This window comes from Mesorhizobium sp. B264B1B (assembly GCF_020165765.1).
Taxonomy (GTDB): Bacteria; Pseudomonadota; Alphaproteobacteria; order Rhizobiales; family Rhizobiaceae; genus Mesorhizobium.
The window spans coordinates 126573-146020 of sequence record NZ_JAIUIS010000004.1 but is presented as its reverse complement, the minus strand read 5'-3'; the positions used below and the strand labels follow the sequence as shown (position 1 = coordinate 146020).

At 64.3% G+C, this 19448-nt stretch carries 20 protein-coding genes; 13 read left to right on the top strand and 7 right to left on the bottom strand.

Going from position 1 to position 19448, the window contains the following annotated elements:
* Genes LB547_RS09950 through LB547_RS09940 form a run of 3 tightly spaced genes read right to left on the bottom strand, consistent with a single transcriptional unit; the run spans position 1 to position 2625 of the window.
* The gene (locus tag LB547_RS09950; RefSeq protein ID WP_140759573.1) at positions 1 to 1257 is read right to left on the bottom strand and encodes a sarcosine oxidase subunit beta family protein; all 1257 of its coding nucleotides are present in this window, start codon (positions 1255 to 1257) and stop codon (positions 1 to 3) included.
* A 9-nt stretch (positions 1258 to 1266) separates the two neighbouring features.
* Entirely contained in the window at positions 1267 to 2415 is a 1149-nt protein-coding gene (locus tag LB547_RS09945) for a M24 family metallopeptidase (RefSeq protein ID WP_140499284.1), read from the bottom strand.
* 36 nt (positions 2416 to 2451) lie between these two features.
* Complete coding sequence (locus LB547_RS09940) at positions 2452 to 2625, bottom strand: hypothetical protein (RefSeq protein ID WP_181167224.1); 174 nt, start codon at positions 2623 to 2625, stop codon at positions 2452 to 2454.
* A gap of 244 nt (positions 2626 to 2869) precedes the next feature.
* Here LB547_RS09940 and ehuB (LB547_RS09935) point away from each other — a divergent pair, with 244 nt between their 5' ends.
* The 5 genes from ehuB (LB547_RS09935) to LB547_RS09915 are packed head-to-tail and all read left to right on the top strand — an operon-like array spanning position 2870 to position 6679.
* A complete protein-coding gene (gene ehuB, locus LB547_RS09935) occupies positions 2870 to 3739 on the top strand; it encodes an ectoine/hydroxyectoine ABC transporter substrate-binding protein EhuB (RefSeq protein WP_140499283.1) in 870 nt (289 codons plus the stop codon).
* A 57-nt stretch (positions 3740 to 3796) separates the two neighbouring features.
* The gene (ehuC, locus tag LB547_RS09930) at positions 3797 to 4525 is read left to right on the top strand and encodes an ectoine/hydroxyectoine ABC transporter permease subunit EhuC (protein WP_140556261.1); all 729 of its coding nucleotides are present in this window, start codon (positions 3797 to 3799) and stop codon (positions 4523 to 4525) included.
* Entirely contained in the window at positions 4522 to 5181 is a 660-nt protein-coding gene (ehuD, locus tag LB547_RS09925) for an ectoine/hydroxyectoine ABC transporter permease subunit EhuD (protein WP_140499281.1), read from the top strand. The genes ehuC (LB547_RS09930) and ehuD (LB547_RS09925) overlap by 4 nt, the downstream gene beginning before the upstream one ends.
* On the top strand, positions 5178 to 5957 hold the full coding sequence (gene ehuA / locus LB547_RS09920) for an ectoine/hydroxyectoine ABC transporter ATP-binding protein EhuA (protein ID WP_140499280.1): 780 nt from the start codon (positions 5178 to 5180) through the stop codon (positions 5955 to 5957). The genes ehuD (LB547_RS09925) and ehuA (LB547_RS09920) overlap by 4 nt, the downstream gene beginning before the upstream one ends.
* Positions 5954 to 6679 carry a GntR family transcriptional regulator gene (locus LB547_RS09915; RefSeq protein ID WP_140517353.1) on the top strand — a complete coding sequence of 242 codons (726 nt, stop codon included), beginning with the start codon at positions 5954 to 5956 and terminating at the stop codon, positions 6677 to 6679. Before ehuA (LB547_RS09920) ends, LB547_RS09915 begins: the two co-directional genes overlap by 4 nt.
* 68 nt (positions 6680 to 6747) lie before the next feature.
* Here LB547_RS09915 and LB547_RS09910 read toward each other — a convergent pair whose 3' ends face one another.
* The 4 genes from LB547_RS09910 to LB547_RS09895 form a co-directional block, all read right to left on the bottom strand.
* Positions 6748 to 7854, bottom strand: coding sequence for an alcohol dehydrogenase family protein (locus LB547_RS09910; protein WP_224655844.1), 1107 nt, complete (start codon positions 7852 to 7854; stop codon positions 6748 to 6750).
* 112 nt (positions 7855 to 7966) lie between these two features.
* Positions 7967 to 9346: an aspartate aminotransferase family protein gene (locus LB547_RS09905; RefSeq protein ID WP_140759576.1), complete on the bottom strand. Its 1380-nt coding sequence runs from the start codon at positions 9344 to 9346 to the stop codon at positions 7967 to 7969.
* Between the two features lie 32 nt (positions 9347 to 9378).
* Positions 9379 to 10872: an NAD-dependent succinate-semialdehyde dehydrogenase gene (locus tag LB547_RS09900; protein WP_140759890.1), complete on the bottom strand. Its 1494-nt coding sequence runs from the start codon at positions 10870 to 10872 to the stop codon at positions 9379 to 9381.
* Between the two features lie 199 nt (positions 10873 to 11071).
* Positions 11072 to 11563, bottom strand: a complete 492-nt coding sequence (locus tag LB547_RS09895; protein WP_140517347.1) for an Lrp/AsnC family transcriptional regulator — start codon at positions 11561 to 11563, stop codon at positions 11072 to 11074.
* Positions 11564 to 11647: 84 nt separating this feature from the next.
* Here LB547_RS09895 and LB547_RS09890 point away from each other — a divergent pair, with 84 nt between their 5' ends.
* The 8 genes from LB547_RS09890 (at position 11648) to eutC (ending at position 19324) form a co-directional block, all read left to right on the top strand.
* Positions 11648 to 13033, top strand: a complete 1386-nt coding sequence (locus LB547_RS09890; RefSeq protein WP_140499275.1) for a PLP-dependent aminotransferase family protein — start codon at positions 11648 to 11650, stop codon at positions 13031 to 13033.
* Between the two features lie 221 nt (positions 13034 to 13254).
* Positions 13255 to 14046, top strand: a complete 792-nt coding sequence (ehuA, locus tag LB547_RS09885) for an ectoine/hydroxyectoine ABC transporter ATP-binding protein EhuA (RefSeq protein ID WP_140499274.1) — start codon at positions 13255 to 13257, stop codon at positions 14044 to 14046.
* 93 nt (positions 14047 to 14139) lie between these two features.
* Positions 14140 to 14991: an ectoine/hydroxyectoine ABC transporter substrate-binding protein EhuB gene (gene ehuB, locus LB547_RS09880; protein ID WP_140499273.1), complete on the top strand. Its 852-nt coding sequence runs from the start codon at positions 14140 to 14142 to the stop codon at positions 14989 to 14991.
* A 208-nt stretch (positions 14992 to 15199) separates the two neighbouring features.
* Positions 15200 to 15859 carry an ectoine/hydroxyectoine ABC transporter permease subunit EhuC gene (gene ehuC, locus LB547_RS09875; protein ID WP_140499272.1) on the top strand — a complete coding sequence of 220 codons (660 nt, stop codon included), beginning with the start codon at positions 15200 to 15202 and terminating at the stop codon, positions 15857 to 15859.
* Positions 15860 to 15875: 16 nt separating this feature from the next.
* On the top strand, positions 15876 to 16535 hold the full coding sequence (gene ehuD / locus LB547_RS09870; RefSeq protein WP_140521357.1) for an ectoine/hydroxyectoine ABC transporter permease subunit EhuD: 660 nt from the start codon (positions 15876 to 15878) through the stop codon (positions 16533 to 16535).
* 5 nt (positions 16536 to 16540) lie between these two features.
* Positions 16541 to 17317, top strand: coding sequence for an ectoine utilization protein EutA (gene eutA / locus LB547_RS09865; RefSeq protein WP_140521358.1), 777 nt, complete (start codon positions 16541 to 16543; stop codon positions 17315 to 17317).
* Positions 17318 to 17345: 28 nt separating this feature from the next.
* Positions 17346 to 18332 (top strand): hydroxyectoine utilization dehydratase EutB, encoded by a 987-nt coding sequence (gene eutB / locus LB547_RS09860; protein WP_140521359.1) that lies wholly within the window; start codon positions 17346 to 17348, stop codon positions 18330 to 18332.
* A complete protein-coding gene (gene eutC / locus LB547_RS09855; protein ID WP_140521360.1) occupies positions 18332 to 19324 on the top strand; it encodes an ectoine utilization protein EutC in 993 nt (330 codons plus the stop codon). Before eutB ends, eutC begins: the two co-directional genes overlap by 1 nt.
* Positions 19325 to 19448: the final 124 nt, after the last annotated feature.

Here is a 19448-nt window from a genome sequence, read left to right as displayed (position 1 = left end):
CTATTGCAGCCAAGCCGAGGGGCCGGCGCCGGCTTCGTCGAGCGTGTGGCCGGTCCGGAAACGGTCGAGCGCGTAGGCGGCGGTCAGCGGATGCGGCTTGCCGGTGGCCAGCATATGGGCAAAGCACCAGCCGGAGGCCGGCGTCGCCTTGAAGCCGCCATAGCACCAGCCGCCATTGAGATAGAGCCCTTCTATCGGGGTCGGGCAGATGATCGGACTGGCGTCCGGCGTCATGTCCATGACGCCGCCCCAATGGCGCAGCAGCCTGACACGCGAGATGCAGGGCATCAGGGCTATCGCCGCCTCCGCCACTTCGCGCACGACGCCGAGATTGCCGCGCTGGGCGTAGGAATTGTCGCCGTCGAGATTGCCGCCGAAGACCAGCCCGCCCTTGTCGGACTGGCTGACATAGAAATGGTCTGCGCCATAAGCGACGACGTGATCTACCAGCGGCTTGAGCGGCTCGGTGACGAAAGCCTGGAGCACGTGGCTTTCGATCGGCAGTTCCAGGCCGGCCTTGGCGGCAAGGAGCGAAGTATGGCCTGCGACGGCGAGGCCGACCTTGCCGGCGCCGATGCGGCCCTTGCTGGTCTCGACGCCGACGATCCTTTCGCCGTTGCGGACAAAGCCGGTCACCTCGCAATTCTGGATGATGTCGACCCCGTGGCCGTCGGCAGCGCGCGCATAGCCCCAGGCGACGGCGTCATGACGCGCCGTGCCTGCGCGGCCTTGCAAGATCGCACCATGGATCGGAAATCGCGCGGTTTCGGAGAAATCGAGATAGGGTACCAGCCGGCGCACAGCGTCGCGGTCGAGTATGTCGGCGTCGATGCCGTTCAGACGCATGATGTTGGCGCGATGGCTGAATGTGTCGAGTTGATCGGCCGAATGGGCAGTGACGATCTGGCCGCGCTGCGAAAACATCACGTTGAAGTTCAGCGCCCGCGACAAGCCTTCCCACAGCTTGACCGAGAATTCGTAGAACTGGGTGTTGCCGTCGAGCAGGTAGTTGGAGCGGATGACGGTGGTGTTGCGGCCGACATTGCCGCCGCCGACATAGCCCTTTTCCAGAACGGCGACATTGCGGATGCCGTGGTTCTCGGCGAGGTAGAAAGCCGTCGCAAGGCCATGCCCGCCGCCACCGACGACGATCACGTCATAGGCGGGCTTCGGCTCGGCCGCGCGCCAGGCGCGCCGCCAGTTCTTCTGGCCGGAAAGGGCATTGCGGAAAATCGAAAACGCCGAATAGCGAGCCATGTTCATGGTCTAGCGGACGATCGGGCCGGCTGGGGTGCGGGTCAGCACTTCGGCCCCCGCATCGGTCAGCAGCACGGTGTTGGAGATGAAATGGTCGCCGCGGCCGGTGCCCATCAGCCAGGACAGGATGTGGAAGCTCATCCCGGTCTCGATTTCGAGATCGGAATCGTGCCTGAGGCCCGTCACCGAATTGCCGCCGGTCCATGAGGGCGGCTGGCCGATGCCAACGAGATAGCCGCAATGATGGCGGCGATAATGCGACAGGCCGGCCTCGTCGGCGACGCCTTGCCAGGCGGCGTAGACATCGCGCGCCCTGGCGCCGGGCTCGAGCGCCCTGACGACGGCCTCGAATGCCTTGGCCGTGACCTCGGCCATGGCGGCGTCTTCGTCCTTGATGTTGCCGATGCGGATCAGCCGGCCAAGCGGCGCGTGATAGCGCGAGACACAGCCCGACAGTTCGACGAAGACCGGCTCGCCGCTGCGATAGATGCCGTCGCCCCAGGTCGTGTGCTCCTCGCCGAGCCGGGCGGCGGGCCGGATGAACGGGCCGAAGCCCGGCGCGTGGCCGCCGGCGCGCACCATCGCCGCCACGCATTGGGCGGCAACCTCCTGCTCGGCGGCGCCGTCGGAGATGGCAGCGATGGCGGCACCTGCCGCAGCATCCGTGACCTTGGCGGCGCGGCGCATCAGCACCTGTTCCTCGGCGCTCTTCACCAACCGCATCTTGTCGACCAGTCCCGAGACGTCGCTCCACTTGGCGTCGGCCTGCGCCTCAAGCTTCAGGGCGAGGCCGTGGCTGAGGCCGGAGGTCCAGTTTTCGATGCCGATCCGTTTGCCGGCCAGGCCGAGTTCGGAAATGACGCGCGCGGCGAGGTCGGCCGCCGTCTCGCTGTCAGAGTGACCGCGGAATTCTGCTGCCTTCACCTGATTCTCGATCGTCACCTTCTCCATCGACCGGGTGACCAGGATAGGGCGCCGGTCGAGCGTGACGATCAGGAGGTGCGGCGCGAAATAACCCCAATGGTCGAGGCCGGTGAGGTAGAAAACAGTCTCCGGCGAGGCGAAGACGGCGGCGTCGAGCTTGCGCTCTGCCAATGCCGTGCGAACTTTCGACAAGCGGCCGGCGATCTCGGCTTCGGAAAAGGGATTGCGGTCCATTGAGGTGTCCTTGAGTTGCCGGTCCTGGGCTGATGGTCAGTCGATGAAGATGGGATCGCGGGTCACGTCGCAGAGCCGCTCGCCGCCGCCTTCGCTGGCGCTGGGATCCTGGCAGATGATGAGATCGAAGCCGGCCTTTGCCATGCGTTGCTTCACGTCGGCCAGGCGCCGCGCGTATTCCGCCTTGGTGGGCCCGCCCGACGCGTCCAAAGCCGTTTTCCTTCCTGCCCTCATCCAAAGGCGGTTCGTATCCGCATCGAGAAAGCACACCTTAATTGTGCACAACTTGCGCATCACAAAGCCGCACAATCAACCCCAATGGCGATTTTTCCAGATTCGTACAGTGCGTCTTGCGATATGTCCAGATGAGTTGTATACGTCTTAGTGCGCTTGACGCGATGGTGGAGAAACATCGTTCGAGCCCGATAATTATCGAAGAAGAAAAGGGGAAAGCATGTTCACGTCACAGATATCCCGCCGCGCGCTCGTGAAGGCCGCCGCCTGTCTTGCGCTCGCCGCGACCGCATTCACGTCACTGCCGGCCCATGCCGAAACGACGCTCGAACGCGCCAAGAAGGACGGCTATATCCGCGTCGGCTTCGCCAATGAGGCGCCGTTCGGTTTCGCCACGCCTGACGGCAAATTGACCGGCGAAGCGCCGGAAGTCGCCAAGGCGGTGCTCGCCAAGATGGGCATTGCGCAGGTCGACGGCGTGCTGACCGAATTCGGCTCGCTCATTCCGGGTCTCAAGGCCGGCCGCTTCGACATCATCGCCGCCGGCATGTTCATCAATCCCAAGCGCTGCGCCGAGATCAATTTTTCCGAACCGTCCTATGGCATCGGCCAGGCCATGCTGGTCGCGAAGGGCAATCCGAAAGGCGTGAAGGACTATTCGAGCATCAAGGACAATCCCGATCTCAAGCTCGCCGTGATGGCGGGCGCCGTCGAGGGGGGATATGCGAAGGACGCCGGCGTTGCCCAAGGACAAGTCGTTTCCTTGCCCGACCAATCCAGCCTGGTCGCGGCGGTCCAGTCTGGCCGTGCCGATGCTGCCGCGCTAACCGCGCTCTCGATCGCCGACATGGCCAAGAAGGCCGATGGCGTCGAATCGACCAAGCCCTTCGGTGAAGTTGCCGGCAAGTCGGTGAAGGGCCATGGCGGCTTCGGCTTCCGCAAGGAGGACACCGATCTGCAGGAAGCGTTCAACGCCGAACTGAAGAAGTTCCTCGGTACGCCGGAGCATATCGCGCTGGTCGAGCCGCTCGGCTTCGGCAAGGACTATCTGCCGAACAAGACGACTGCAGAGCTCTGCAAGGGCGAATAAATTCCCAACTGCTGGGCGGCGTGAAAACGCCGCCCTCTTTTTTCCTCGGAGAAGCAGATGGGGATCCGCACGCTCGTTGCCATGCTGGTCGTTTCGCTGGCCGTGATCGCGGCGCTTGCGACGCAGGAGACGTACAGGCTGTTCCTACCGGGACTATTGCAGGGCGCCGTCCTGACGATCGAGATCGCTGTTCTCGGCAGCCTGCTGGCGGTCGTCATGGGCGTGCTCGCCGCGCTAGCGCGCATGTATGGTCCAGCGCCGCTCAGATGGCTGGCGACTGTCTATGTCGAAGTCTTTCGCGGCACCTCGGCGCTCGTGCAATTGTTCTGGCTGTTTTTCGTGCTGCCGCAATTCGGTGTCACGCTCGACGCGTTTCCCGTCGCGGTGCTGGCGCTTGGTCTGAATGTCGGCGCCTATGGATCCGAATGCGTGCGCGGTGCAATCCAGTCGGTCGCGCGCGGCCAATGGGAGGCGGGAACGGCGCTCAACATGAGCCGCGCGCAAATGCTGCGCCGGATCATCCTGCCGCAGGCCTTCGTCGCCATGATCCCGCCCTGGGGCAATCTTTTCATCGAGCTTTTGAAATCGACGGCGCTGGTTTCGCTGATCACGCTCACGGACCTCGCCTTCAAGGCGCAGCAGATGAACCAGAACACCTTCAAGACCATTCCCATCTTCACGCTGGTGCTGCTGATGTACCTCGCCATGTCGCTCACCGTTTCCATCGGCATGCGGCTTCTCGAAAGGCGGGCCTCGCTCGGCCTGGCGCGGGGGAGGGCGGCATGATCTGGGATTGGAGTTTTGCCGCGGAGATCCTGCCGGTGCTGGCACGCGCCGCCGTCGTCTCGATCGAGGCGACGCTGCTCGGCTTCGTCATCGCGGCTTTGCTCGGCCTGGTACTTGCGGTAATCCGTATCGCGGTGCCCTGGACCGGCTGGACGATCTCGGTGCTGGTCGAACTGATCCGCTCGACGCCGCTGCTCATCCAGATCTTCTTTCTCTATTTCGTCTTTCCGAAATTCGGCGTCGTGCTCGACGCATTCACGGCCGGTGTTCTGGCCATCGGCATCCACTACGCCGCCTATTGCTCGGAGGTCTACCGCGCGGGCTTCGACAACATCCATCGCGGCCAGTGGGAAGCCTCGATCGCACTCAACCTCTCCTCCTGGACGACCTTTCGCGACATCATCATCCCGCAGGCGATACCGCCCATCGTGCCGGCGCTCGGCAACTATCTCGTCGCGCTGTTCAAGGAGACGCCGCTGCTGTCGGCCATCGCCGTGCTGGAACTCATGCAGACGGCCAAGATCATCGGCTCCGAAACCTTCCGCTACACCGAACCGATCACGCTGGTCGGCCTGTTCTTCCTGGCCATGAGCCTGGTTTCGGCCGCGCTCATCCGTGCCCTCGAACGCCTGCTCAACCGAAGGACCGCGCGATGACCGAACAACCGATGGTCCGTTTCGACAATGTCTCGAAGCGTTACGGCGCGCTCACCGTGCTCGACGGGCTGAACCTCGAAATCGCGCGCGGCGAGAAGGTTTCCGTCATCGGACCGTCCGGTTCCGGCAAGACCACGGTCCTGCGCATGCTGATGACGCTGGAGACGATCAACGACGGCGTCATCTGGGTCGAAGGCGAGCCACTGACCCATATGAAGCAAGGCGGAAAGCTGGTGCCCGCCAATCTCGCCCACATCCGCCGCATCCGGGCGAAGATCGGCATGGTGTTCCAGTCTTTCAACCTGTTTCCACACATGACGGCGATGGCCAATTGCATCGAGGCGCCGATGACCGTGCTTGGCATGAAGCGGGCCGATGCCGAGGCACGGGCGGCCGAGCTTCTCGACATGGTCGGGCTGTCGCAGAAGAAGGATCATTATCCTTCACAGCTTTCCGGCGGCCAGCAACAGCGCGTCGCCATTGCAAGGGCGCTGGCGATGCGGCCCAAGATAATGCTGTTCGACGAGGTGACGTCCGCGCTCGATCCGGAACTTGTCGGCGAAGTGCTGCAAGTGATAAGGCAAATCGGCCGCGAGCATGATCTGACGATGCTCATGGTCACCCACCAGATGGGCTTCGCCAAGGAATTTTCCGATCGCGTCTGCTTCTTCTATCAGGGCAAAATTTGCGAGCAGGGGCCGCCGGCAGAGCTTTTCGGCGCACCCAAGAATGAGCGGACGCGACAGTTCCTGCACGCTGTCCTGGAGGCTGGATGACGCTTGATACGGATGCCTCGGCCAAGACCGTGCCGCCTTCGCGTCCGCTTTCGGCGCGCGAACGGTTCGAACGCATCTACCTGATCCTGCGCGACCGTATCTGCCTTCTCGATTATCCGCCGGGGAGCCGGCTCTCCGAGGAAGAACTCGCCCAGGAATTCGAGATCAGCCGCACACCGGTCCGACGCGTGCTGGCGCGGCTCGAGGCCGAAGGGCTTGTGCAATCGATCCACGGCGTCGGTACGATCGTTACCGACGTCGACATCGAGGAGTTGCAGCAGGTCTATCATCTGCGACTGGAACTCGCGCTGCTTGTCGGCAAGCTTTCGCCAATTCCCCGAACGGCGGTCGACCTCGATCGCATCCGAGCGCTCATCGCGCGCTGCGATTCCGATATGCTCAACCCGGATCAGCGTGCCTTTCTGCAGCTGAACATGGACTTCTTCACTGAACTGTCCGGCATGACCGGGAACCAGCCCCTGCGCGAAATAAGCGAAAGACTGTATTTTCAGGTTGCGCGCGTAGTCCTCAAGATGATGCCGCAACTCGGCCTTGTGGAGGAGTTCACGGCCTTCCGGCGCGAAATGGAGGAAGTGCTGGCCGCGGCGGAAATCGGGGATTGGGAATCGATCGGGCACATCAGGCGAGCCCATATCTCGATGAGCTTTCGGCGCATGGTGCGCCATGCCGGCCGACATGATGAATTTGACGGCAAGACCTGACGGTCGTCCTTTGGCACGGTGACGCAGCTTGTCATCCCGGCGCCGAGAAGCGCTGCTGCTCCGTCCTCTTATTTAGGGTGCCGCCGTTCAGCCACGGCATCAGGCACCACCACCAGCTTGCCGACGAAATCCTTGGCGATGAAATCGGCTTGGGCGCGGTGGAAATCGGAAAGTCTGTAGACGCCGCCGACCAGCGGCCGGATCTTGTCTTCCTCGATATAGCGCACGATACGGCGGAAATCCGCGCGTGTGCCCTGGCTCGAGCCGTGGAGCTGAAGCTGCTTGAGATACATGGTCCTGAGATCGAGCTGGACGACCGGGCCGGCGATCGCGCCTGCGGTGGTGTAGCGGCCCTCGGGCCTCAGGATGCGCAACAGATCGTTGAAGATCGCGCCGCCGACAAGGTCGGCCACGACGTCGATGGGCTGGCCGCCGGTCGCCTTGATCACGGCTTGCGGCAGGTCGGCCACGCCACGGGTGATCACGGCTTCGGCGCCGATGTCGAGCACTGCCTGCTCCTTGCCCTTGCCGACGACGGCATAGGGAATGGCTCCGCGCGCCCGCGCCAATTGCACGATGCCGGAGCCGACGCCGCCCGAGGCGCCGGTGACCAGCACGCGTTCGCCGGCCTTGAGCCCTGCACGTTCCAGCATCTGCTCGCCGGTGAGATAGGCGCAGCAGAAGGTGGCGAGTTCGACATCGCTCAAGTCAGTGTCGACGACATGGGCGTTCTCGGCCGGTACAGCCTGGTATTCGGCGTAACCGCCGTCGCGGCCGTGACCCATATAGTCAATGTCGGCGAGCGAATCGTCGTCGCGATTGTAGATCGAGAAATCGACCATCACTCGTTCGCCGATGCGTTCCGGCGAGACCCCTGCGCCAACGGCAGCGACGGTGCCGACCGTGTCGGTGCCCTGGATACGCGGAAAGGTCAGGGTGTTGCCCTGGCGCCGCCATGTCGACACGGCCCCTGCGTCCTCCTCCGTGCCATAGGCGCCCTGGCGAACCCAGACGTCGGTGTTGTTCATGCCGCAGGCGCTGACCTTGACCAGCACTTCGCCGGCGGCGGGCACAGGCACTTTCACGTCGGTGCGGTAGACGAGCTTTTCCGGGCCGCCGTGGCCGGTAAGCTGCACGGCCGCCATGGTGGCGGGGAGGGTGGGATGAGAGGTCATCGCGTTCACTTCCGAATACTTGTAGGTGGCGCTGCCCCTCACCTTTACCCTCTCTCCGTGAACGACGAGAAGGTGCCGGCAGGCGGATGAGGGGCAGCGCCGATCTCGGCAATTAGAGATTGGCGAACACGCTCTTCACGGCATCGGCGGTCTTGGCCACCACGGTGTCAGCCTCCTCGCGCGTCAGGCAAAGCGGCGGGGCGAAGCCCAAAATGTCGCCCTGCGGCATGGCGCGGCCGATGACCCCGCTTGCGGCGAGGGTCGTGGCGATCTGCGGTCCGATCTTCTGCGCCGGATCGAAGAGCACACGGTCGTCCTTGTCGGCGACGAACTCGACCGCCGCCAGCATGCCGTCGCCGCGCACCTCGCCGACGTTTTTGTGGCCGCCGACGGCCTTGGTCAATTCGGCGCGGAAATAGGCGCCGGTCTCGCCGGCATTCCTCACCAGATCCATCTCATCGATCAGTTCGAGGTTGGCCACACCCGCGGCGACGCAGATCGGATGCGCCGAATAGGTCCAGCCGTGCCCCAGCGAGCCGAGCTTGTCGGAGCCCTGCACCAGAACCTGCCACATCTTGTCGGCGACGATGACGCCCGACAGCGGCGCGTAGGCGGAGGTCAGGCCCTTGGCGATGGTGATCAGGTCCGGCTTGATGCCGTAATGGTCGGAGCCGAACATGGTGCCCAGCCGGCCGAAGCCCGTCACCACTTCGTCGGCGACCAGGAGCACGTCGTACTTCTTCAGCACCGCCTGGATTTTCTCCCAGTAGCCGGCGGGCGGCGGCACGATGCCGCCAGTGCCGAGGATCGGCTCGCCGATAAAGGCGGCGACGGTCTCGGGGCCCTCGGCCAGGATCATCTCCTCGAGCTTGTCGGCGCAATGCTGCGAAAATTGCTCCTCGCTCATCGAACGGTCGGCGCGGCGGAAATAGTAGGGCGCCTCGGTGTGCAGGATCGGCGCGCGCGGCAGGTCGAAGGCATTGTGGAAGAGATCGAGCCCGGTCAGCGACCCCGTCATGATGCCGGAGCCGTGATAGCCGCGCCAGCGCGAGATGATCTTCTTCTTCTCCGGGCGGCCAAGCACGTTGTTGTAGTACCAGATCAGCTTGATGTTGGTTTCGTTGGCATCCGAACCGGAGAGGCCGAAATAGACCCTCGACATGCCCTTCGGCGCACGGTCGATGATCATCTTCGACAGCGTGATCGAGGCCTCGGTGCCGTGGCCGACATAGGCGTGGTAATAGGCGAGGTTCGTGGCCTGGGCGGCGATGGCGTCAGCGATCTTCTGGCGGCCATAGCCGACATTGACGCAGTAGAGGCCGGCGAAGGCATCGATACTTTTTCTGCCGTTGCTGTCCCAGACGGTGACGCCTTCACCGCCGGCCATGATGCGCGTCGGCGATTCACCGCGCGCGTGGGTGCCCATATGCGTCGAGGGATGGAAGAAGTGATCACGATCCCAGGCGGCGAGTTCGTTGGACTGGTCGAGCATTCTTTTGACTCCTTGAGGAACGTGGACGCGGCTTAAGCGACGTCCAGGCAAAGATATTTGAGATCGGTGAAAGCTTCGAGCCCCTGACGCGAACCCTCGCGGCCAATGCCGGACTGCTTGACGCCGCCGAACGGGATCGGCGCACCGGTGATCTTGACGCGGTTGATGGCGACCATGCCGTAGTCCAGCGCCCTGCCCAGGCGCTGCTGGCGGGCGCCGTTCTCGGTGACGACATAGGCGACCAGACCATATTCAGTGGCGTTGGCGCGCGCGGTCACCTCGTCCTCGCTGTCGAACGGCGTCACGGCTGCGACCGGACCAAACGTTTCTTCGCGCATGATCAGTGCCTCGTCAGATACGTCAGCCAGCAGCGTCGGCTGGTAAAACAACGGGCCGGCCTGGTGCCTTATGCCGCCAACGAGGCAGCGGGCGCCATGGGCGAGCGCGTCGGTGACCTGCTCCTCGACCTTCGTGACGGCGCGCTCATGCATCAGCGGGCCGATGTCGCTTTCGTCGGCAAGGCCATTGCCGGTCCGCAGCGCCTCGATGCGCTTGGCGAAGGCGGCACAGAAACGATCATAGATCGGCCGCTGGACATAGATGCGGTTGGCCGCGAGGCAGTCCTGGCCGGACGTGGCGAATTTGGCGTCGACGGCGATGTGCACGGCCTTGTCGAGATCGGCGTCGGCAAAGACGATCAGCGGCGCGTGGCCGCCAAGTTCCATAACCAGCCGCTTCATCGTCGGCGCGCTCTGGGCCGCGATCAGCCTGCCGATCTCGGTCGAACCGGTGAAGCTCATGGCGCGCACGCGCGGGTCCTCGCACATTCGCCCGACAATGATCGACGCCTTGCCTGTGACGACATTGAAGACGCCGGCGGGCAGGCCGGCGCGCTCGCCGAGTTCGGCCAGCGCCAGCGCCGAGAGCGGCGTTTCCGAAGAAGGGTGGGCGACGATGGTGCAACCGGCGGCAAGGGCCGCAGCCGCCTTGCGGGTCAGCATGGCGGACGGGAAGTTCCACGGCGTCACGACGCCGACGACGCCGAGCGGCTCGCGCCGCACCGTCATTTCCGCGTTCGCCAGATGGCTGGTTACGCTTTCGGCGTTGAGGCGCTTTGCTTCCTCGGCATACCATTCGACGAAGGAGGCGGCATAATCGATCTCGCCGAGCGATTCCTTCAAGGGCTTGCCCTGTTCCAGCGTCATCAGCAGAGCGAGGTCATCCTTCGCGGCGATGATGAGGTCGAACCATTTGCGCAGGATTTTCGAGCGCTCCTGCGGCAACAGAGCCCGCCAGGCAGGGAAAGCGCGCGCCGCCGCGTCGATCGCACTTGCCGTCTGGCGGCCATCGAGCGCGGCGACGAAGGCCACCGTGGCGCCGGTCGCGGGATCGGTGACCTCGAAGCTCTCCGCCGCCTCGCTTGCCGTCCAGTGCCCGTCGACATAGGCAAGCTCGCGCAGCAGCCGGCGGTCGGCGAGGCGGTCGAGCGCCTCATGGCGGTGCGAACGGGCAAAGTGCGCGGACATCATCGATTGCTCCCGATTGGGGTGACGCCGCAAGACTAGGGGCGTCGGCGCGAAGGATGAGGCTGTTTAGGTGCAGCTATATAGAGAGATTCTCTCTATTCGGCCGGAGAGCAGGACGATCTGTCTAGCCGCAGGGGTGGGGCGGGTGCTTTCGCGCGTTCTCCGAGCGTACGGTGCCAGATGAACGCTGGTTTCGATCTCAGGACTGCACCGGCAACAGATCGGCAAGCGGTAGCACGGTCTCGTCCTTCACCGTCTTGATGACGATGTAGGTGAAGTAGCGATCGATGCCGATTTCGCGTTCGAGCAAGGCATCGACCAGCCGCTGATAGGTATCGATATCGCGCGCCATCACCTTCAGAACGTAGTCGACGCCGCCGCCCACCGACCAGCAGGCTACAATCTCAGGTATGTCGCGGATGACACGCTCGAAGCGGTCGAAATCGGCCTGGCGATGGCTGGCCAGCGTCACCTCCATCAGCACGGTGGCGACGGGTGCGACGACGCGCATGGCAATCGAGGCATGATAGCCGGAGACGATGCCGGCCTTTTCCAGCTTGCGCAGCCGCATCCAGCACGGCGTCGGTGACAGGCCGACCTTGTCGGCCAGCGCCAGCTTGGTGATGCGCCCGTCACGCTGGATCGCGTCGAGGATTCTGAGGTCGATCGGGTCGAGTTTCGCGGCGGCCATCTGTATCCACTTTTTGGTCCCGCCGTACCATGACGGCGCATTATTTCGATTGTCAATTGCACTGATTTCGATCTCTAATAAGTCATGACATTATGGCAACCTGATCCCGCGCTCATCCGGCGGCCCGCCTACCAGTCGCTGGCCGACCAGTTCGCACGCGCCATTCATGATGGGCGGCTCGCCAACGGCGCGCGGCTGCCGACGCATCGCCGGCTGGCCGACGAGTTGAAACTATCGGTGCAGACGGTCAGTCGCGCCTATGAGGAACTGATTCGCCGCGGCCTGATCTCGGGCGAGATCGGCCGCGGCAGCTTCGTCCAGACGCAGCGGCGCGAGCCTGAGCCGCCCTATCTGCCGGAGCGGCTGGGCGAAGTGATCGATCTCTCGATCCTGAAGCCGGTCTGCGAGCCGATGCATCTGGAGCGGCTGAAGCAGGCGCTGGGCTGGCTGGCCGACAACCTGCCGTCGAGTTCGGCGCTGTCGTTCCGGCCCAACATGGTGTTTCCCCGTCACCGCGCCGTGGCGGTCGAGTGGCTGAAGCTGTGCGGTCTCGATGCCTCGCCGCAGAATATCAGCCTGACCAATGGCGCTACCGCCGGCATGACGGTGGCGCTGATGAGCGTGGCGCCGCCCGGCTCGACCGTCGCCACCGAGGCGATCGGCCACCATACGCTGGTGCCGCTCGCCCGCTATCTCGGCTTCAACCTCGAAGGCCTGCCGATAGACGGCAATGGCCTTATCCCGGAAGCGCTGGACGAGGCCTGCCGGATCTCCGACATCCGCGCCGTGTTCGTGCAGCCTTCGGTGATCAACCCGACGGCGACGCTGATGGATGCGGCGCGGCGCGAGCAGATTGCGGCGGTTGCGCGCAGGCACGACATAGCCATCATCGAGAACGATGTGTTGGGGCCGCTGGTCGAGGACCGGCCGCCGCCGGTCGCCGCCTTCGCGCCTGAACGCACGCTCTACGTCACGTCCTTCACCAAGATCGTGGTGCCGGGCCTGCGCATCGGCTATCTCGCCGCCCCCGACCGCTATGTCGCCGCGGTCGCCAACCGGCATCTGGTTTCCAACTGGATGGCGACGCCGCTGGTGGCGGAGATCGCCACCAAATGGGTGACCGACGGCACCGCGATGGAACTGGTGCGCTGGCAGCGCACAGCATTGCGGCGACGCCAGGACATCGTCGCCGAGGTGCTGGCCGGCGTCGACTATCGCACCCGGCGCGACGGACTGCATGTCTGGTTGCAGCTGCCCGCCGACCGTGCCGAGGAGAGCTTCGTCGCCCAGGCGCGCCTGCAAGGCGTGGCGATCGCGCCCGGCGCCTCCTTCCGCATCTCGCAAGCGCCCTGGCAACCGGCGGTGCGCATCTCGCTGGGCTCGACCACCGAGGGGGAACTGCGCGCCGGCCTCGGCGTTGTCACCAAGCTGCTGCTAGGCGACCCCGAGCATCTGCTGCTCGCAATCTAGCGAGATGTGCCGCTATCCAGACGATGCCGACCGCCAAAGGCGTCCCCGGTGCTGTCATTTTCGGTTCGACTTGATTTCGATCTCGGCACATTGCTAGGCACTGAATGTCCAAGAATTGTGCGGGATCAGAATAATTGTCATGATATTATTTTCCCAATTGACATGATTTGGCGGGTTCCGCATCGTTAAGGGCATAGGCTTCTCCAGCACGGGAAATTCGTTTGTCCGCATCCGCGCCTATCATCAAGGTCGATGGCATTTCGAAAAGCTTCGGCACTTTCAAGGTGCTGGACGGCCTGTCCATGCAGGTCATGCCCGGCGAGAAGCTGGCGCTCATTGGCCCGTCCGGCTCGGGCAAGACGACGATCCTGCGCATCCTGATGACGCTGGAGCGCATCGATGGCGGCCACATCCAGATCGACGGCGAGCATCTTTATCACATGGAGCGAAACGGCCAGCTGCTGGCTGCCGACGAGCGGCATCTGGCCAGGATGCGCCAGAAGATCGGCATGGTCTTCCAGCTGTTCAATCTGTTCCCGCACAAATGCGTCATCGACAATGTCACGCTGGCGCCGATGCTGACCAAGGGCACGCCGCGCGCTGCCGCCGAGAAGCGGGCGATGGAATTGCTCGACATGGTCGGCATGGCCGACAAGGCCAAGGCCATGCCGGCACAGCTTTCGGGCGGCCAGAAGCAGCGCGTCGCGATTGCCCGCGCGCTGGCACTGTCGCCCCGGATCATGCTGTTCGACGAGGTCACCTCGGCGCTCGATCCCGAACTGGTCGAGGAGGTGCTCAACGTGATGCGCAAGCTCGCGGCCGAAACCGACATGACGATGCTGCTCGTCACCCATGAAATGGGCTTTGCCCACGACTTCGCCGACCGGGTGCTGTTCTTCGACCGCGGCCGCATCGTCGAGGAGGGCAAACCCGATGAGATTTTCCGCCATCCCAAACAGGAGCGCACGCAAGGTTTCCTGAAGAAGATCATCGCGGCCGGACATCGCGTCTGACCGCCATGCCAGAGGCGGCGACACCGTCCGCAAGGGCGGCATTGCCGTCCTGAAATGACTGCAACCAAGAACACAAACATGGAGTTGGGAACAATGAAAAAACTTGGCATTCTGGCCGGCGTCGCCGGTCTTGCGCTGACCGCGGTGCTCGCGGCCTCGAACATCGGATCGGCCGACGACAGCAAGCTCGAGCAGCTGAAGGCGCAAGGCTTCGCCCGCCTCGCCATCGCCAACGAGCCGCCCTACACGGCGGTCGCCGCCGACGGCAAGGTTTCGGGCGCCGCGCCCGACGTGGCGCGGGAAATCTTCAAGCGGCTGGGCGTCGCCGACGTCGCCGCCTCGATCTCGGAATATGGTGCCATGATCCCCGGCCTGCAGGCCGGCCGCTTCGACGTCGTCACCGCCGGCCTGTTCATGAAGCCGGAGCGTTGTGCGGCGGTTGCCTATTCCGAGCCGGTGCTGTGCGACGCCGAGGCGATGCTGGTGAAGAAGGGCAATCCGAAGGGCTTCAAGAGCTATGAGGATGTCGCCAAGGACACCTCCGCTACCATCGGCGCGCCCGGCGGCGGCACTGAGGAGAAGCTCGCGCTCAACGCCGGCGTGCCGCGTGACCGCGTCATCGTCGTGCCCGACGGCCAGAGCGGGCTGAAGATGGTGCAGGACGGCCGCATCGACGCCTATTCGCTCCCCGTCCTGTCGATCAACGATCTGATGAAGAAGGCCAATGACCCGAGCCTCGAAGTCATAGCACCCGTGCAGGGCGCGCCCGTCTATTGCGACGGCGCCGCTTTCAAGAAGGGTGACGAGGCGCTGCGCGACGCCTTCGACGTCGAGCTCGCCAAGATGAAGAAGTCGGGCGAGTTCGCCAAGATCATCGAGCCCTACGGCTTCTCGGCGGCGGCGGCGATGTCGACGACGCGCGACAAGCTCTGCGCGGCGAAATAAGCGCTTTTCCCTTCTCCCCGTCCACGGAGAGAAGGTGGCTGAAGGGCCGGATGAGGGGCAGCGCGCGTTTTTGCGAGCTTGGAGCCGCGCCTCATCCGCCTGCCCGTCCTTCGCGGCAGCTGCGCTGCAGCTAAGGAGGGTGAACCGGCAACTTCTCCCCGTGAGAGAGGAGAAGTTGCTAAAACCAAACGTTGGAAGCCTCTGATACATGACCCAATGGTCCGGCTATCTCGGCCTGATATTGCAGGGAGCGCTTGTCACCATCGAGCTGACGCTGATGGGGTCGGTGCTGGCCCTCGTGATGGCCTTCCTGGCCGGCATGGGGCGGCTGTCGCGCTTCTTCGCGTTGCGGGCGCTCGCCACCGCTTATATCGAGTTCTTCCGCGGCACATCGATTTTCGTACAGCTGTTCTGGGCCTATTTCGTGTTGCCCCTGGCGGGCGTCGAACTCACTCCGCTGCAAGCCGGCGTGCTGGCGCTGGGCCTCAATGTCGGCGCCTATGCGGCGGAAGTGGTACGCGGTGCCATCCAGTCGGTCGGCGCCGAGCAGTACGAGGCCTGCACGGCTCTCAATCTCGGCCGCTGGCAGGGCATGCGCCATGTCATCCTGCCGCAGGCGCTTCTTGTGATGCTGCCGACCTTCGGCAACAACGCCATCGAACTGCTCAAGGCGACATCCGTCGTCTCGCTGATTTCGCTCGCCGATCTCACCTTCCAGGCGCAGGTGGTGCGCTCGCAGACCGGCAGCACGCTGATGCCGTTCACCACCATCCTGGTGATCTATTTCGCGCTCGCGCTCGTCATCTCCTGGGGCGTGCGGTCGCTGGAGCGGCGCATGGCGCGCGGCCTCGACGGAGTGCGCGTCTGATGGATTGGGCCCTGTAATGGATTGGGACTGGGATTTCGTCCGGCAGATCCTGCCGACGCTGATCGAGGGGGTGAAGATCACCATCCTGGCGACGGTGCTCGGCTCGGTGCTGGCGGCAATCGTCGGGCTGGGCATCGCACTGGCCCGCCGCTCGCCGAACAAGATGATGTCGCGCACGGTCGGCTGGGCGGCCGAATTCATCCGCGGCACGCCGCTGCTGGTGCAGCTCTACTTCATTTTCTACGTGCTGCCCGATTTCGGCATCCTGCTGCCGCCGCTGGTGGCCGGCGTCATCGGTCTTGGGCTGCACTACGGCACCTATACGGCGGAGGTCTATCGCGCCGGCATCGAGAACGTGCCGCGCGGCCAGTGGGAGGCGGCCAAAGCCTGCAATCTCAGCGCTCGCCAGACCTGGACCCACATCGTCATACCGCAGGCAATCCCGCCGATGATCCCGGCGCTGGCCAATTATTTCATCGCCATGTTCAAGGAGACGCCGCTGCTGTCGGCGATCACCGTGCTGGAGCTGATGAACCAGGCCAAGAGCGTCGCCAACACCTATTACCGCTATGTCGAGCCGATGACGCTGGTCGGCGCCTTCTTCCTGATCATCAGCCTTTTCTCGGTTATGCTGCTGCGCTGGCTGGAACATCGCTACGGCAAGATCGAAAGGTAGTTCCCATGAAGCCGCTTCCCGAAATCAGGCTGATGCCGACAAGGCCCGCACTCGAGGTGCGCCCGTTGGAAAAGCGCGTCGGCCTGATCATCCTGGCCACCGACCACACCAGCGAGCCGGACTTCCGTCGCATGGTGGCGAGTGAGAGGATCGGCATCTATGTCGCCCGCATCCCCTATAAGAATCCGACCACACCTCAGAATCTGCGCAAGATGCAGCCCGAACTGACGGCTGGCGCGGCGCTGATCCTGCCGGACGAACCGCTCGATGCCATCTGCTACTCCTGCACGTCGGCCTCCGTGGTGATCGGCGATGCCGAGATCGAGGCGGCGATCCAGGCGGCCAAGCCTGGCGTGCCCGTGGTCACGCCGCCGATGGCGGGCGTGCGCGGACTGAGGGCTCTGGGCGCGAAGAGGATCAGTATTCTCACCCCCTACACCGTCGAGACGAGCCGGCCGATGGCGGCCTATTTCGCCGAACGCGGCTTCGAGATCGCCAGCTTCACCTGTCTCGGCTTCGAGGATGACCGCGAGATGGCGCGCATTGCGCCGGCAGCCCTCGTCGATCTGGCGTGCGAGGCGACTGACCCGCAGGCCGAGGCGTTGTTCGTGTCCTGCACGGCGCTGCGCTCGGCGCTGGCGGTTGCCGCGATGGAACAGGCTATCGGCCGCCCGGTCGTCACCAGCAACCAGGCGAGCGCGTGGAATTGCCTGCGACTGTGTGGCGATGATGTGCCGCGTCCGGAGTTCGGGCGGCTGACGACCTTGCCGCTTGGACAGTAAGGTCATGTCCTGCATGCACGAGCGACCCATGACGCACGCCGTCGCCCTTTCAGACATCCGCGCCGCGCGCCAACGCATCACCAGCAAGGTCGAGCCGACACCGGTCGTGCCATCCGAGAGCCTGTCGGAGCGGCTCGGCCTTCCCGTTCACCTCAAGCTGGAGCACCGCCAGATCACGGGCAGCTTTAAGCTGCGTGGCGCCTCGAACGCCATTGCTTCGCTCAATGCCGAGCAGCGGGCACGCGGTGTTGTCGCGGCTTCGACCGGCAATCACGGCCGCGCACTCGCCCATGCCGCCAGGCTCGAAGGCATGCGCGCGGTTGTCTGCATGTCGCGGCTGGTGCCTCGGAACAAGCTCGATGCCATCCGCTGCCTCGGCGCGGAAATCCGCATTGTCGGCGACAGCCAGGACGACGCGCAGCAGGAGGTCGAGCGGCTGGTGGCGCAAGAGGGTCTCGTGATGCTGCCACCCTTCGACCATCCCGACATCATCGCCGGGCAGGGCACGCTCGGGCTGGAGATCATGGAGCAGGTTCCTGACGCCGCTCTGGTGCTGGTGCAGCTCTCCGGCGGCGGGTTGGCCTCCGGGATTGCCGCAGCGGTCAAGGGCGTCAGGCCGAGCACAAAGGTCGTCGGCATCTCGATGGCGCGCGGCGCGGCGATGAAAGCCAGCCTCGATGCGGGGCGCCCGGTGCAGGTGGAGGAGCTGCCGACGCTGGCGGATTCGCTCGGCGGCGGCATTGGCCTCGACAACCGGCTGACCTTTTCCATGTGCCGAGACCTGCTCGACGACGTCGTGCTGCTTTCCGAAGACGAGATCGCCGCCGGCATCCGCCATGCCTATGAACAGGAGCGCGAGATCGTCGAGGGCGCCGGCGCGGTCGGTATCGCTGCGCTGCTTGCCGGCAAGGTGAAGCCAAACGGACCGGTGGTCGTTCTGCTTTCCGGTCGTAATATCGATATGAGCCTGCACAGAAAGATCGTTTGCGGCGAAGTAGTTGCGGAGCGCGCCTGATGAACCGGATGACCATCCTTACCGAGAAAGAACTACGCGAGATCGTAGCTCTCGATCTCGACGCCGTCGCTTGCGTCGAAAACGCCTTCCGGGCGCTCGCTACCCTGCCGGTGGCGATGCCGCCGATCCTGCGGCTCGACATCCCCGAGCATCGCGGCGAGGTCGACGTGAAGACCGCCTATGTGCCTGGCATCGATGGCTTCGCCATCAAGATCAGCCCCGGCTTCTTCGACAATCCCAAGCTCGGCCTGCCCAGCGTCAACGGCATGATGGTGCTGCTGTCGGCAAAAACCGGTCTGGTCGAGGCGTTGCTGCTCGACAATGGCTATCTCACCGACGTCCGCACCGCAGCCGCCGGGGCGGTCGCCGCAAAACACCTGTCGCGGCCGGACTCATCCATTGCCGCCATCTTCGGCGCCGGCGTGCAGGCCGGATTGCAGCTTGAGGCGCTGCGCCTGGTGCGGCCGATCGAAGAAGCCCGCATCTGGGCGCGCGACGCGGCCAAGGCGCAAGCCGCGGCCGGCGCCTTGAGCGAAAAACTGGGCATCGTGGTGCGCGCAGAACCGGATGCGGCCAAGGCGGTCGCCGGCGCCGACATCATCGTCACCACCACGCCCTCGACAGAACCATTGATCAAGGCCGGCTTCGTCTCGGCCGGCCAGCACATCACCGCCATGGGCTCGGACGCCGAGCACAAGAACGAGATCGCACCGGCAATCCTGCGCATGGCCGATCTCTATGTCGCCGACAGCGCAAGGCAGACGCGCCGGCTCGGTGAATTGCACCATGCCATCTCCGCCGGCGTGATGGCGGCGGACACGGAGGTGGCCGAACTCGGTCAGATCATCGCCGGCGAACGGCATGGCCGGCGTGCGGCGGACGACATCACCATCGCCGACCTGACCGGCACCGGCGTGCAGGACACCGCGATCGCCACGCTAGCCCGTGACCGGGCCCGGGTCGCGAAAGCCGGAACCATTTTTGAAAGTTGATGCTGGCCGCAAGAGCATGATCCGGAAAAGTGGGAACCGGTTTTCCGAGGAGATCATGCTCAAACAAAAAATTACCTGGAGCCAGATTCACGGAAGTTGAAGCGGGTTCCAGGGCCCAACAAAC

Excerpts from the sequence above, each read along its gene's own strand:
- LB547_RS09950 (WP_140759573.1), bottom strand. The coding sequence starts at position 1,257 with ATGGCTCGCTATTCGGCGTTTTCGATTTTCCGCAATGCCCTTTCCGGC.
- LB547_RS09945 (WP_140499284.1), bottom strand. The coding sequence starts at position 2,415 with ATGGACCGCAATCCCTTTTCCGAAGCCGAGATCGCCGGCCGCTTGTCG.
- ehuB (WP_140499283.1), top strand. The coding sequence starts at position 2,870 with ATGTTCACGTCACAGATATCCCGCCGCGCGCTCGTGAAGGCCGCCGCC.
- ehuC (WP_140556261.1), top strand. The coding sequence starts at position 3,797 with ATGGGGATCCGCACGCTCGTTGCCATGCTGGTCGTTTCGCTGGCCGTG.
- ehuD (WP_140499281.1), top strand. The coding sequence starts at position 4,522 with ATGATCTGGGATTGGAGTTTTGCCGCGGAGATCCTGCCGGTGCTGGCA.
- ehuA (WP_140499280.1), top strand. The coding sequence starts at position 5,178 with ATGACCGAACAACCGATGGTCCGTTTCGACAATGTCTCGAAGCGTTAC.
- LB547_RS09915 (WP_140517353.1), top strand. The coding sequence starts at position 5,954 with ATGACGCTTGATACGGATGCCTCGGCCAAGACCGTGCCGCCTTCGCGT.
- LB547_RS09910 (WP_224655844.1), bottom strand. The coding sequence starts at position 7,854 with ATGACCTCTCATCCCACCCTCCCCGCCACCATGGCGGCCGTGCAGCTT.
- LB547_RS09905 (WP_140759576.1), bottom strand. The coding sequence starts at position 9,346 with ATGCTCGACCAGTCCAACGAACTCGCCGCCTGGGATCGTGATCACTTC.
- LB547_RS09900 (WP_140759890.1), bottom strand. The coding sequence starts at position 10,872 with ATGTCCGCGCACTTTGCCCGTTCGCACCGCCATGAGGCGCTCGACCGC.
- LB547_RS09895 (WP_140517347.1), bottom strand. The coding sequence starts at position 11,563 with ATGGCCGCCGCGAAACTCGACCCGATCGACCTCAGAATCCTCGACGCG.
- LB547_RS09890 (WP_140499275.1), top strand. The coding sequence starts at position 11,648 with ATGACATTATGGCAACCTGATCCCGCGCTCATCCGGCGGCCCGCCTAC.
- ehuB (WP_140499273.1), top strand. The coding sequence starts at position 14,140 with ATGAAAAAACTTGGCATTCTGGCCGGCGTCGCCGGTCTTGCGCTGACC.
- ehuC (WP_140499272.1), top strand. The coding sequence starts at position 15,200 with ATGACCCAATGGTCCGGCTATCTCGGCCTGATATTGCAGGGAGCGCTT.
- ehuD (WP_140521357.1), top strand. The coding sequence starts at position 15,876 with ATGGATTGGGACTGGGATTTCGTCCGGCAGATCCTGCCGACGCTGATC.
- eutA (WP_140521358.1), top strand. The coding sequence starts at position 16,541 with ATGAAGCCGCTTCCCGAAATCAGGCTGATGCCGACAAGGCCCGCACTC.
- eutB (WP_140521359.1), top strand. The coding sequence starts at position 17,346 with ATGACGCACGCCGTCGCCCTTTCAGACATCCGCGCCGCGCGCCAACGC.
- eutC (WP_140521360.1), top strand. The coding sequence starts at position 18,332 with ATGAACCGGATGACCATCCTTACCGAGAAAGAACTACGCGAGATCGTA.